This is a genomic window from Bythopirellula goksoeyrii (assembly GCF_008065115.1).
GTDB classification, from domain to species: domain Bacteria; phylum Planctomycetota; class Planctomycetia; order Pirellulales; family Lacipirellulaceae; genus Bythopirellula; species Bythopirellula goksoeyrii.
Genome location: NZ_CP042913.1, coordinates 4,954,728 through 4,969,210 on the forward strand (window position 1 = coordinate 4,954,728; position 14,483 = coordinate 4,969,210).

The 14,483-nt window shown below is 54.1% G+C and carries 5 protein-coding genes; 1 reads left to right on the forward strand and 4 read right to left on the reverse strand.

Annotation, left to right across the window (positions count from 1 at the left end):
* Positions 1-154: 154 nt before the first annotated feature.
* The 4 genes from Pr1d_RS19600 to Pr1d_RS19615 all read right to left on the reverse strand — a co-directional run bounded on the left by Pr1d_RS19600 (position 155) and on the right by Pr1d_RS19615 (position 13,187).
* Complete coding sequence (locus Pr1d_RS19600) at positions 155-5,098, reverse strand: WD40 domain-containing protein (protein WP_148075100.1); 4,944 nt, start codon at positions 5,096-5,098, stop codon at positions 155-157.
* 116 nt (positions 5,099-5,214) lie between these two features.
* Positions 5,215-11,076, reverse strand: coding sequence for a beta strand repeat-containing protein (locus Pr1d_RS19605; protein ID WP_168205362.1), 5,862 nt, complete (start codon positions 11,074-11,076; stop codon positions 5,215-5,217).
* A 336-nt stretch (positions 11,077-11,412) separates the two neighbouring features.
* On the reverse strand, positions 11,413-12,522 hold the full coding sequence (gene corA / locus Pr1d_RS19610; RefSeq protein ID WP_238476542.1) for a magnesium/cobalt transporter CorA: 1,110 nt from the start codon (positions 12,520-12,522) through the stop codon (positions 11,413-11,415).
* A gap of 128 nt (positions 12,523-12,650) precedes the next feature.
* On the reverse strand, positions 12,651-13,187 hold the full coding sequence (locus Pr1d_RS19615) for a DinB family protein (protein WP_148075102.1): 537 nt from the start codon (positions 13,185-13,187) through the stop codon (positions 12,651-12,653).
* A 234-nt stretch (positions 13,188-13,421) separates the two neighbouring features.
* On the opposite strand from Pr1d_RS19615, the gene Pr1d_RS19620 reads away from it, so the two are divergent.
* Complete coding sequence (locus tag Pr1d_RS19620; RefSeq protein ID WP_210417782.1) at positions 13,422-14,396, forward strand: hypothetical protein; 975 nt, start codon at positions 13,422-13,424, stop codon at positions 14,394-14,396.
* The last annotated feature ends 87 nt before the right edge of the window (positions 14,397-14,483 follow it).

The following is a 14,483-nucleotide window of genomic DNA, read 5'->3' on the forward strand; positions in this document are numbered from 1 at the left end:
AATTCTGGGATTCCCCAGCATCACTTTTACGTGCATGTGATAGTGATAGGAATTACTTTTGATGGCAAGGCTTGGCAGCTACCGCGAAGACGAGAACTACAACAACGTGAGGTTCACTTCGGTTTGACCGGGGTCGAGGACGACGCGGCTCGCTTTAGTTGTCCCAGTGGGTTGCTGGCCAGAGGATGGTTTGGCCGTCGCGGCCGCTGGAGAGTACCGTCTGGCCGTCGGGGGAGAAGGAGACACTCGTCACCGCTTCGCGGTGGCCTTCTAGCGTGAGAATCTCTTTGCCGGTTTGGGCATCCCAGAGTTTGACCGTATTATCTTGGCTGCCGGTCAGAGCGCGAGTGCCGTCGGGGGAGAATGCGACGGCGGTCACGCTGTCGGTGTGACCGGGGAGTTTGAGAATTTGCTCGCCGGTGGTGGCGTCCCACACGATCGCTACGTTGTCTTCACTACCGGTGATAATGCGTGTGCCGTCCTGAGAAAACTCGCCACAGAGCACGGCCCATTCGTGACCTCGCAGGACAAGTTGCTCTTGGGCTGAATCAGTGTCCCACACGCGGGAGGTCTTGTCGTTTGAGGCCGTAACGATCCGTGAGCCATCGCTACTGAATCTAGCCTGGCGCACACGGTCTTCGTGCCCCACCAAGGCTGGATCGAGCGGCTTGCCAGTGGCTGCATCCCAAAGTTGTGCCTTGGAATCGTCACTTGCGGTGAGCACTTGTTTGCCATCAGGCGAGAACTGCACGCTGTTGACATATCCTTCGTGCACTCCTTCAAGCTTGCGGATCGCCTTGCCAGATTGGACATCCCAAATCTTGGCGGATTGGTCCCAGCTTCCCGTAACGATCCATTGGCCATCGGGCGAAACGTCGGCATCGGCCACGGCACCATGAGGGCTAAAACTCACAAGCTGCTTGCGCGAATCAACGTCCCAGAGCCGTGCATCGTTCCCACCTATGGTGATCAAGCTCTCACCTGAAGGTGCAAAACTCGCTGCCCAAACACCCTTGCCCAAGTCAAGCCAGGAACTCTCAGGGCCAATCTCCTCCTGGGAAGTGAGATCCCACAGATATACTTTGCCCGTTGCGGCACAAGTCACCAGGGCAGTCGAGCCATCGGGCGACAAATCGACTGCCGTGTAAACGACATCTTCTCCCGCTGGAGAAAAAGTGGACAACAATTCGGCATCATCCACAGACCACAGCCGCACTCGACCATCGTCGCAACTGGTCAGCACTTGGGTGCCATCGTCCGAAACATCCATCGCGTTGATCCACTCCGGATGCTTCAGTACCCGATCACGTAGCTCGGTGCCTGTGGCGACATCCCAAATGCCGCAGGTGTTGTCGCCACTGGCTGAGACAAGCAAACGGTCTCCTTGTGCAAATGCCACATCCACGATCGAACGGCTGTGGCCCGACAACTGATGCGTGATCGACCAGTTTCCTGATTGCGGATCACGCTGCCAGAGCAGTATTCGCCCGCGATCGTCGCCGCTGGCCAACATGTTGCTGTCTGAGGAAAATGACAAAGATGTTACTGGTGCTTCGTGCCCTGCGAGCGAGATGATAGGCTGCCCTGTGTTGGCATCCCAAATCTGCAGTTCGTTCTCCGCACCTCCCGAAGCGATCCACCTCCCATCTGGCGAGACTGCTAAAGCAGCCGTATAGCCAGTCCCTTCCAGCACTTGTAACTCAGTTCCTGTGGCAACATCCCAGATACGCACCGTGCTATCCCCGGCACCTGTTGCCAGACGTGACCCATCATCAAAAAACTGGGCTATCGAAGCCAGGAACTCATGGCCCTCGGCAAAATGCTGAAGTGGTTTGCGATCAGCGACACTCCACAGCGTTGAGGTGCGATCACGACCAGCGGTAACCACTTCTTCCCCATCCCGTGAGAAACTCGCAGCAAGCACCGCATCAGCTTCGCCCCTTGGTCCCTCTTCGAGAACCACCATCTCTGCATAGCGTTGCGGTTGCCAAAGTTTGACCTGAGCATCACGACCAGCCGAGAGCAGCGATTCGCCATCGGGTGAGAAAACACAATCACGGACATGACTCGCATGTCCGCGCAGTTGTGCGACCTGAGTGCCAGAGGCGAGTTGCCAAATCCGAACGACATTGTCTTGTCCGCCGGAAGCTAATGTTTCCCCGTCAGGTGCAAACGACAAACCTCGCACTGGACCTTCGTGTATGCCTAGCTCAACAAATGGCGAAGGCAGGTCAGGCAAGGAATCGAGTCGGCGAGCAATATCCGGGGGATGAACCTTTTCAGGATTCCACAAGAGAACACGGCGATCATAGCCTGCAGTCGCTATCTGTGAGCCGTCCGGAGAAAAGCGTGCCGCATAAACAGGCCCGCGATGTTGCGTGAACTGGGTCGACTCAACGTAGGGGCCTTCTTCATCAGCTTGCTCCCAGACGATTGCTTTGCCATCCTGACTAGCAGTCACAATGCGACGCCCATCAGGTGAGAACTGTGCTGACCAGACCCACCAATTGTGACCCTGTAAAGTTTGCAATACTTCGCCGCTCGTCACATCCCACAGACGGGCCGTGTTGTCGTAGCCTGCCGAGAGCAATTGGCCGCCGTCCTCGGAAAACTGCACACTAAGCACCGCATCGGTGTGACCTTCAAGTGTGGAAAGCAACTGACCGTCAGAAACCCGATAGATGCGGATCTTGTTGTCACTACTGCCGACGGCGAGCCGCTCTCCTGTTGGATCGAATGCGACGCCATGCACGTACTGACCTGCGTCAAGTGTGTGAAGTTCTTCTCCAGATGAGGCATCCCACAGCGTGACTTTGCCGTTTAGATCGCCACTGGCAAAGTTTTTGCCAGAAGGCGAATAGGCTACGGCTTCAACCGGTCCGCCCAATTGCCAGGTCTCATTACTGAGATTACATAAATACGAGAGCCTGCCCCATTCCCAGTTGGTCAGAGCCGGATTGCACTCATCGAGCAAAGTCTGCGCCCGATCGAAGGCATTCTCCTCGATTTTCGCATTGGCAAGCCCAATGCGAGCCACGTAAGCCTCATATTCTTCGGCTTGCTTGGCTTCAAGAGCTTTTGCTTCTTCGGTTTCAGCTCGGTTCCGTTGGGTAACAGCAATCTGGCGCTGTTCTTCGGCACGAGTCCGTTCTTTTACGGCAATCTGGCGCTGCGTTTCTGCCACCTGACGCGCCGATTCCGCTTCACGATAGTTCTCTTGAGCAACGCCTTCAGCATCTTCCGCCCGCACTCGTTGCACGACCGCTTCGTCCCGCTCCGCTCGCACGAACACATAGGCAACCGACACGATTCCAACGACAGCCAAGAGCAGTGCCGCCACCATTTTTTTCAACAGTGCGAGCCGACGACCACGTGATGCACGTTCTTTGAGTCCCGCCTGAAGCTGTTCGAGGAGAGGGCGATGCTCGGCATTCTCTGGATCCAAGAGCGTAACACCGAGCTCGTAGTCACCTCGTCCAAGTGCCGTCGAAGCATATTCCATGCGAGAACTTGAGAGCAGACCCTTGGCCCGCTTGTTTTCGTTCCACAGCGAGAGGGCTTCTTCAAAACCATAGAGTGCGCGGGAAAACAGTTCATAGTCCCCGGCCTCTTTGGCCGAACGAAGATTCTTCTCAGCGCTATCGGTGAGAAGAATACTCTCAGAGTGCGATTGATACTGCCGTATGGCGGCTTGGAACTCTTGCACTGATTGGTATCGGTCGGCCGGCTTGGTTGCCATCGCCTTCAGAGCAATGTCACTCAGTTCGTTGGGATGATCGATAACGGGAATCTGGTTCTTAGCTGCCGCCATCAAGCATGCCATCACGGTCTTGCCTGTGTGGGGGGTCTTGCCCGTGACAATCTCATAGAGCATGGCCCCCAGCAGATACACATCGCTTGCCGGAGTGACCAGTTCAATCGGCCCCGTGGCCATTTCAGGCGACATATAGGCCGGTGTGCCACCCATGACATCCGACTGACTCACTGACGATGCGTTGGGAAAATTGGGGCTAATCCGGGCCAGTCCCCAGTCCATTACCAGTACTTCGCCGTAGTCACCCAGCATGATATTTTCGGGCTTCAAATCGCGGTGAATGACGCCATTGGCGTGCGCAAAGGCCACCGCGTCTGCTGCACGGAGCAGGATGCTCAGGTTTTCATCGAGCGACCGCTTCTTGAGAACGTCATCCCAGGGCGTCCCTTTTACTCGCTTCATCGAATAGAAGAGCGCTCCGCTGTCGTTGGAACCTAAATCATAGATCGGCACGATATTAGGGTGATCGAGTTCCCCTGTGACGACCGCCTCGGAGATGAATTTCTCGCGTTGCGAGGCGTCATCGGCATCCTTCTTCTTGAGCATCTTGACCGCGACGGTCCGTGCAATGGCAGACTGCTTCGCAGAGTAAACAACTCCCATGCCCCCTTCGCCGATCTGGTCGAGCAATTCGTAGTCAGGTGCGTCAGTCTCAGAAAAAACGGGCCTCTCGCTATCACTCTTTTCCCGAAACTGGCGTGACTTCACTACCACCGAGGAACGTTTTACATCGGAGTCTTTGGTGGTGTCTTTCTGCTTGATCGTGAATCGCTCGTTGTCAACACTGCTTGCCATGCTGCCTTGCCATTGGGCGGTGGCCAGACTTTCTGCCGCTGAAGGGTCGGAAACTCCGGGAAGAAACTCGATGGTTTGCTCAGGACCAATAGGAACCGTCTTAGGTTTCTTTCCCGAAGGGGGGTCTACTGAGGAAGAGAACTCGATGGTTTGTTCAGGTGAGAGGGGAACCGTTTTAGGTTTCTCACGCACCGGCGGTTCGTCTGAAGAGTCACCGGAAGATTCATCGCTAGGAAGCGAACTCAGATCGACTGTCCGAATCGTGTCTGGGGTATCATTCGTGTCCCCGACCAAAGGTATATCGATGGACCCCAATTCTCCGATCGTGTCCAAGTCGAGCGGAGGTTGTGGACTCACGGTTCCCTGATGAGCAATATCAGAAATCGTGCGTTTCGGCACGCGATGCAAAGCCGCTCCACACTTGCTGCAGCGCTGCGCAGCAATGGCTTTCTCATCTGCAACGGTTTGGCACGCGGGACAAGTTCGCATCAAGTATTGACTGCTTAGGGCTAGGAGAATCTACGGGAACGAGTGGAGGCGGTATCTCTTGGGATGGGTGGTCACCATCTCTGATTGTATTTGAGAAGTAGGCGTCATGCAGAAAATTACTGCTTTTTCCGCTTCTTCGGGTTATGCACCTGTAATTTCCGCCATTGGGTTGCCGTTGCTTGGGCCAGTGCCTGGTCAATTTGCCGCGCCCAATTCTGTGTCGCAGGGCTAGCCGCAAGCCCTAACGCCACTGCTGTCCAGCGGGATGGGCCAGACTTCCAGGAACTTTTGGGCATGACCGCACTAAATCCACTTACACCTGTCGACACGGGGAACGTCTTGATCGATGGCAGTGTTGCACTCGACTGAGAGGGTAACGAAGCAGCTGCAGGGACACTTTCAAGATCCACATTTTCAACTTTCTCAGGCGCTGGTTCTTGCGTTTGCTTGTCAGTCGGCGGACGGTCGCGGGTTCCTTCCGAGTCATCCCCGGGATCTATCAATTTGCCATTGCGGACATAGACTTCGATCACCAAGCGGCGAGTATTCGTTTCCAGATTGACCACGTACAGGGCGTAATGATTATCCGGCAAGGTCCGGAACAAGGCCGGTAGATCCTGGAGTACCTCTGGCCGCAAACGAAACCCCTCGCTGAAACTCCCATCGGCACTGATCACACGCAACTCGAGAAACCGCTCGGTGGTGGCATTCAGCTCTCCAGAGCCTGACTGCACATTGAGTCCCTGCTGGAACAGGAAGTTTGTGTTCGAGGCATTCTCGAGGTCGACCATCTGGGTCCGTTCGGGAAACGACAGCTGTGGTACATAAACTGTTGTGTCAATACGGATGAATTGCTGCCCGATTCCTGGGTTTGCAATGGTCACCGTCTGAAGATTGCTTTCCCCGTCTTCGACTACGCCAAGAGTCCCAAAATCGTCGTCCAGAATTTTGACGCGGATATCGATGTCAGCAGCCGGGTGCAAAGGATCAGGCGGACCCAGGTATTGGTGCGTAAGAACATAAGTTGTCGGAGTGGGTCCGACATGGGCTGTTTCCACGACAAACCGTTGGTCGGGTGGCAAAGCGAGTTGGTCACCCCAATCAACCAGTATCTCAAATGAGTCCGTCCCTGGATCAGCAAATGAGAGCGTGAGAATGGTAGTGCCTTGCGGCGTCACATCGGTTGCAATCAATGGATCGAGAGTCGGATTCACATTCAGCACTCGGACTTGAATCGAATGCTGATCGAAACCGCCATCGTCGTCAAACAAAGTGACCGTAATAGTGTAAGTGTTGTCAGCGTCGTTGTCCTCATACAGGTGGCTGTCGGACAGTGTTCCGCTGGTCGCCACTCCTTGCTGGCCATCAATTGCTGTTGCCGGAGCTTGGGCCATTTCAGTCGGAGTGCCGTCGCCCCAATCAATCGAATAGTGGAAGCTCTCAACCGACGCCCCATTGGGATTCAACGGATTGTTGTAGCCGGGATCGGTGAATACACCCAAATCATTGAGGTCCAGTGTATCTCCTTCATCGATTTCGAAAACGCCATCAGTGAGCGTCAGTGTCGGCGACACATTCGCAATAACAATCGTAAAGGTACGAGTGACAAGGCCACCATCATCGTCACTCACCACTACGGAGACGGTATAGGTACCGTTGTCGGCGTAGGCATGGGCCATGTGCGAAAACGTGGCTTTGGTAGTCACGTTCTCGCCTCCATTGGTGCGAGTGTCGATCATGAGACTGTCAGGCGTCGAGCCATCGCCCCAATCAACCGAAACCGCCGTAAATGTTTCGACGGTCCCTCCGGCCAGTAGAGGATTGGCAGGATTATCAAAGCCAGGATCCTCGAGGCCAACCCCGAGACCACTGAGAGTAAAAATCTGGCCTTCGTCAACTTGCAGCGGGTCACTCACGCCAGTTAGGGTTGGATCGACGTTGAGCACGGAGACTTGAAAGGATTTCGAGTCGCTATCGGTATCGTCGTCCGTGACAGTCACTGTGACGGTATAAACACCGTTATCTGCATAGATGTGGCTAGCACCTAACACTCCATTACCACTGGCCTCTGTCACGGCAACCACTGCCACGGGACTCCCATCTCCCCAGTCCACGGTAGCTGTGTGGCTGTCTAGAGACCCAACGTCGGTAAAGGAACCCAACCTATCGCCAGTAAGATCCAACAATGCACCTTCATCGATCGTCTGATCATCAGCAACGGTCAGCTGCAACTGCACATTATTGACCCTGACCGAAGCCGTGGAACTACCGACCCCTGTATCATCGTCGGTGACCTTGGTCGAAATCGTATAGATATCGAATGCCGTTCCCGATGGATTCTCGTCGAGGTATTGGTGCTCGATGGAAAAGGTACGTGTCGTCGGATCCCACTCAATTCCGTCAGCAGACATGGTCAGTGCTGTCGTTCCCAAGCTAAAGGTCTGAGTATTCTCGGGACTTAACGGATCACCCCAGTCGACTTCCAAAGTGAAAGTATCAAGTGTCCCGACGTCTGAGATCGAACCATTGAGCGTGGCAATCTCGTTCTCATTGATCATCGCTACCGGATCTAGTGCAACCGTCGGCGCGACATTGTTCACAGTCAGTGGGACACTTGCCGTGGTCTGCCCTGCGTCGTCGTCTCGCAGTTGCACATTCACATTAAATGTATCGCTTGCTGTCCCGGTAGGATTATCGTCGAGATATTGGTGATTAATTGAGAACGTTCCACCTGTGACGACCACCGTCTGGTCATAAGTGCCATCGCCGTCCCAATCGATATCTAGCTGGTGTGTATCGAGTGTGCCGACATCAGAGTAAGTACCCGATAGTGTCGTCGTACCATCTTCGTTGATCGGAGTAGTGATCGTAAGAGAATCAATAGTCGGCGCGACATTGTTGACGGAAAGCGGGACACTTGCCGTGGCCTCCCCCGTGTCGTCATCCCGCAGCCGCACATTCACGTTGAACGTATCGCTCGGTGTCCCGGTAGGATCATCATCGAGATATTGGTGATTAATTGAGAACGTTCCACCTGTGACGACCACCGTCTGGTCATAAGTGCCATCGCCGTCCCAATCGATATCTAGCTGGTGTGTATCGAGTGTGCCGACATCAGAGTAAGTACCCGATAGTGTCGTCGTACCATCTTCGTTGATCGGAGTAGTGATCGTAAGAGAATCAATAGTCGGCGCGACATTGTTGACGGAAAGCGGGACACTTGCCGTGGCCTCCCCCGTGTCGTCATCCCGCAGCCGCACATTCACGTTGAACGTATCGCTCGGTGTCCCGGTAGGATCATCATCGAGATATTGGTGATTAATTGAGAACGTTCCACCTGTGACGACCACCGTCTGGTCATAAGTGCCATCGCCGTCCCAATCGATATCTAGCTGGTGTGTATCGAGTGTGCCGACATCAGAGTAAGTACCCGATAGTGTCGTCGTACCATCTTCGTTGATCGGAGTAGTGATCGTAAGAGAATCAATAGTCGGCGCGACATTGTTGACGGAAAGCGGGACACTTGCCGTGGCCTCCCCCGTGTCGTCATCCCGCAGCCGCACATTCACGTTGAACGTATCACTCGGTGTCCCAGTTGGGTTATCATCTAGATACTGGTGTGTGACCGAAAACACCCCACCTGCTACGGCCACCATCTGATCATACGTACCGTCACCGTCCCAGTCGATATCCAACTGGTGTGTGTCGAGCGTGCCAATATCGGAATAAGTACCCGATAGTGTCGCCGTACCGTTCTCATTGATCGGTGTGGTAATCAAAAGAGAATCGATGTGGGGCGCGATATTGTTCACAGTCAATGGGACGCTTGCCGTGGCCTGTCCCGTATCGTCGTCTCGCAAACGGACATTCACATTAAACGTGTCGCTCGGAGTGCCTGTAGGGTTGTCATCGAGATATTGGTGAACAACCGAGAACGTTCCGCCCGTGACGACTACCGTCTGGTCATACGTACCGTCACCGTCCCAGTCGATGTCTAACTGGTGTGTGTCGAGCGTACCAACATCGGAATAAGTACCCGATAGTGTCGCCGTACCATCTTCGTTGATCGGAGTAGTGATCGTAAGCGAATCAATTGTCGGCGCGATATTGTTGACGGAAAGCGGGACGCTTGCCGTGGCCTGTCCCGTATCGTCGTCTCGCAAGCGGACATTGACATTAAACGTGTCGCTCGGAGTGCCAGTAGGGTTGTCATCGAGATATTGGTGAACAACCGAGAACGTTCCGCCCGTGACGACTACCGTCTGGTCATACGTACCGTCACCGTCCCAGTCGATATCCAACTGGTGCGAGTCGAGTGAACCAACATCAGAGTAAGTTCCCGAAAGCGTTGCTGTGTCGTTCTCGTTGATCGGAGTAGATACCAAGAGCGAATCGATTTGGGGTGCGACATTGCTCACAGTAAGCGCCACACTTGCTGTGGCTTGTCCCGAATCATCATCCCGCAGTCGAACATTCACATTTAATGTGTCGCTCGCTGTGCCAGTAGGGTTGTCATCGAGATACTGGTGCGCGATGGAAAATGCACCACCTGCCACGGCTATTGTCTGGTCATAAGTGCCGTCGCCATCCCAATCGATATCTAGCTGGTGCGTGTCGAGTGTACCGATATCCGAATACGTACCGACTAGAGTCGCTGTACCATTCTCGTTAATTGGTGTAGTAACCCAAAGCGAATCAATACTCGGCGCAACATTATTCAGTGTCAGTTCTACACTTCCAGTATCCTGACCCGTGTCATCGTCTCGCAAGCGAACATTGACATCGAACACATCGCTCGCAGTACCTGTGGGAACATCGTCGAGATACTGATGCGCGACGGAAAATGTCCCTCCGCTGACGGAAATAGTCTGGTCGTAGGTCCCATTCCCGTCCCAGTCGATATCCAATACGTGAGTGTCGAGGCTGCCTGGATCGGAATAAGTGCCCGTCAATATCGCCGTGCCGTTCTCGTTGGTTGGCGTAGTAATCGAGAGCGAATCGAATCTGGGGGCAACGTTTTGCACCGTTTGTTGGAGAGTCGCTGTAACTTGTCCCAGGTCATCATCCTGCAGCGATACTATTACATTGAAAGTATCGCTTGCGGTGCCGGAAGGGCTATCGTCGAGGTACTGGTGCGATACAGAAAATGTTCCGCCTGAAACAGTCACAGTCTGGTCGAATGTGCCGTTTCCGTCCCAGTCAATCCTTAGCAGGTGTGTGTCAAGACTACCTACTTCGGAATACGTGCCGGCGAGAGTGGCAAAACCATTTTCGTTAGTCGGACTGCTGAGCGAGAGTGAGTCAAATTGCGGTGCGATGTTCTTCACCAAGATGTCGGCCGACGCACTGCCAGACTCGCCAAATGAGTTTGTCATCGTTGCCGTTACGGTATTCACATCTGATGAGGTGCCAGTAGGGTTGTCGTCCAAGTAGCGGTGCACGAGAACAACCCGCTCGATACTTGCTGCCGGAAGTGGAATTGTTTGAGTCGTGCCATCCCCCCAGTCCATGTGAAGTAGATGAGGTTGTGGTTCGCTATCGGTGAATCGGATTTCGGCTTGAACTAAGCCGTCCTCAAAAACCTCTACACTGTTGAGAGTAAGAGAAACCTGTGGAAACTGCGCAACCAATGAGGCGTCGGGCAGTGGTGGAGACAATCCTGCAGTGGGGTCGCCGGTCGAATTCGAATCAGTCGGCTCCACCATGAACGCAAGATTCTCGCCCACCTGAACATAGGGTTGATCTTCGACTATGGCGTCCAGCGCAACCCCCGCCCCAGCGGCATCAAGAACTCGGCGGCGTTCTAGTTTGCGAGGTCCACGGGGATTTACCGCGAAGTTGACCCGCTCCTTCCGCCGGCGCGATTCAGGCAACCAGCGAGTAATCAGTGCGAACAGTCCCATCGTAATTGCTATCCCGAAATTATCAGACCGGCTCCGTCCAGACGCTTTACATGCGCCGGCAAAGAAGCGAGACATTTGCAGACTGTCGCCGAACAGCCACCGGCTCCATTATCCGGAGAAAGCGGTAGGATTGTCAAATATTTGGCAGCTTACCACGATGATTCTGGGCGATTCTGGACATTCGACAGCCGACTCTCGACCGTCTAACCGTTACAATTCGACCGCCGAAATTCGCAAATGCGGCTGGACGCTTAGCGTAACACACGGCCACTAGAGGAACGAGAGTCGGAGCTTAAGAGCTGATTGCCAGAGGACTGCCCCCATGCAGCATCCGTCAACAATAGTGAAAGTGGCATGGAATTGCCCGACAAGCACCAATCCATTGAGCCAGACTTCGTAAACGCAATGCAGCTAACCTTCTTCTCTTTGCTTCCGACTTGTAGTGCTCGCTCCTCCAAAGCTGATCCAGCCTTTGCGCCAGAAATAGATGAGCATCCCTGCGGCGGTGCCGAGCATAGTGATCCACACCGCGGGGTAAGCCCATTTGACATGCAATTCGGGCATGTGTTCAAAATTCATACCGTAGATGCCCGCCAGAAAGGTTAGCGGGATAAAAATGCTGGCCATGATCGTGAGCACTTTCATCACTTCGTTCGTACGATTGGCAATCGACGAAAGATAGGTGTTCATGAGTCCCGTGACCATTTCTCGATACATCTCGGCAACCTCCGAGGTCTGCACGCAATGGTCGTAGGTATCGCGCAAGTAGATCTGCACTTCCGAGCTTATAGCGGGATGATCGCCCCGGACCATGGTGTTGACCGCCTCGCGCTGAGGCCAGATTCCGCGGCGCAAGTTTATTAGTCGGTTTTTGATTTGATTAAGTTCGATCAATAAGTCCGGTGTTGGATCAGTGACGACGACATCTTCGAGTTCTTCAAGATGCTCGCCGATTGATTCCAAGACGGGATAGTAGCCGTCAATGATGGTGTCGGCGATTGCATAGGCGAGAAAATCAGCCCGGTGCTGGCGGATAACACCTTTTCCGGAGCGAATACGGCGGCGAACGGGGTCCAACACATCGCCATAGCGTTCCTGAAAAGTAAGCACGTAATTCTTACTCAACACGATGCTTACTTGTTCCATGTCGATTTCACCCGGACCGTCAACACGAACCATTCGCACCACCGTCAACAGCTGGTCGCCATAAGCTTCAGTTTTTGGTCGTTGCGGAATGTTAACCACGTCTTCCAGTAGCAACGGATGCAGCTTAAACAGATCGCCAATGCTTTGAATAAGAGCCTTATCACCATACCCTTGAATATCGATCCAGGTGACTGCCTCCTCGTCGAACGCTGCTTTGAGTTCGTCGACTTCGCTGACGTCGGATTCAGTGACGTCCTCCGCTCGGTAGCGGATCATATAAATCCTAGGGGTGGGCGCTTCCTTGGGGATAACAAGCGTACCCGGTCGGGCACCGCTCTGAGGGTGGCGTTTGTCAAAAATCGCGGAAAACATCATACGCTCCCAGAGTATGTGGAGATTTGCCTACTTCGCCGAAAAGCTATTATGCCAGCGAACTTGCAATGAGCGCACCCCAGTTGGAAGCGATAAATGAAACACGCTCAATGTGTAAGACATTAATCGAGCTACTGCGATGCAATCAGCCCCGGGCGCGGAGTGCGATCTGGAAACTCTACAGCTGGCAAGCCAGCAGCTCGTCGCCAGATGCTCAACTGGCCTATGTGGATGTTTTCATGAAGGATCAACAGATCGGGTAACATGAATTCCACCGTGGGATACATTTCCGCCCAGCGAGGCAAACTTGGGGCCTGATTCAACTGTTCTTTCGTCGCAGAGAGCAGCGACTGGGCAACCAATTCATGTCCCTCACTCATTCGATCAAGCTGCGACTCTTTACTGCCATAAATCGTGTGGTCAGCCAAGGGGCCTCGGCCTCGAAACCCAAATAGATCATCGTCGGCTGGGTCAGCGAAAGATTCGCTCCTGAGTAGTGCTGGTACGATCGGATAGTAGAGCCCGATATGGCCCAGAATCCAAGCGGGGTGGTTCATGTTCCCGCCGGGGCGCAATACCATTTGCTCATCGCTCAAATCATCCAGCAATGCTAAAGCGTAGCGCAGCCCATTGTCCCAGGCATAGACAACCGATTGAGTGGAGAACATCGTAAATCCTTTTGGTGAGAGATCTGTCCAGGTTCTCGCGGGACACGAAAACGAATTGTTTGGTTCACACAATGTTCGCTCGAAGCGCTCCGCTCTGAAATGAGGCAGAGATCTGCCGGACCTGAGCGGGTAGTCGCAGCTAACAAGAAGCGTTGATAAGCCTGGTAAACTTTGCCGGTTTTGCCACTTCTGCTGGTCGTAGGGCGTGTCGCGAATCTACTTGAGAATCGGGTTGTGAGACGTCGAAATCAACTATCAGCGTGCTTCGATATCGTATCGACATGCGATCCCCACCAGGCTTTGCGCGACGGGACCCGTTCGATGTTCTCCGAAACCCACCGCTGCCTCGTTCGCCCGGCTCGAGCATACTACGTGGCCAATTCACCCGCAACAATGCCTTTGACTTTGTTGTTGGCCCTCGTACTGTCGATGCTCGCCCCAGCCGGTCGCAGAGCCGCTGCCGATGAGTCCCCCATCCGTTTCGTTGGATCCCCCAGCCGGCTGCAGCAACGGCTAACCAACGAGACGGGGACTCCAGCGGTGCCTATGCAGCCTGCCGCTGAAGCGACACTTCAAACAAAAGATCCCGCTCCCGACCTACCCCACAATCTCTTGGCGGCTGCCAATCTGACTAGTGGCGGGAAGATCCTACTCACTCAGGACTACACACAATCGGAAGCTGAAGTAATACCCACTCCGTTTCAGCAGCCCATCGAAGTAGATGGCATTGGGCCAGGAGGCATGGTCGAAGTTCCGTGTTTTGTTGCACCACCTCTGTCTCAGGTCAAAGCCAACATCGCTTTTCCCGCAGGAGACCTCCCTTCCGACAGAGCCCGCTTCTGCTCGGCAGACACTCCGTATGTGATGGATTCTCGATTGGACTTTGGTTGGGCCCAGTTCAATTTCCAATGGTCTGCCACCTGCCTCTGCCACAAGCCGCTCTATTTTGAAGAAATCAACGCCGAGCGCTACGGCTACACGGTCAGCCGCGTCTTGCAGCCTGTCATATCTGGGGGCAAGTTCTTCCTAACCATCCCCGCCCTGCCCTACCTAATGACAGTGGATCGCCCCTGCGATTGTATTTACACCTTGGGACAGTACCGCCCGGGAGACTGTGTCCCCCGTCGCTGGAACCGCGTACCATTGCAGGCCTGTGCCGCGATCGTAGAAGTTGGCACCATCGCAGGCCTAATCCTGCTGATTCCATAAAAGCATCGCATGCTTATTCGATGTAGGCCGGAACAAGACGTGCGCAGTTCCGGCGCTGCATAGCGATCTAGGACGCCCGGCAGAGAC

Excerpts from the sequence above, each read along its gene's own strand:
- Pr1d_RS19600 (WP_148075100.1), bottom strand. The coding sequence starts at position 5,098 with ATGCGAACTTGTCCCGCGTGCCAAACCGTTGCAGATGAGAAAGCCATT.
- Pr1d_RS19605 (WP_168205362.1), bottom strand. The coding sequence starts at position 11,076 with ATGTCTCGCTTCTTTGCCGGCGCATGTAAAGCGTCTGGACGGAGCCGG.
- corA (WP_238476542.1), bottom strand. The coding sequence starts at position 12,522 with ATGATGTTTTCCGCGATTTTTGACAAACGCCACCCTCAGAGCGGTGCC.
- Pr1d_RS19615 (WP_148075102.1), bottom strand. The coding sequence starts at position 13,187 with ATGTTCTCCACTCAATCGGTTGTCTATGCCTGGGACAATGGGCTGCGC.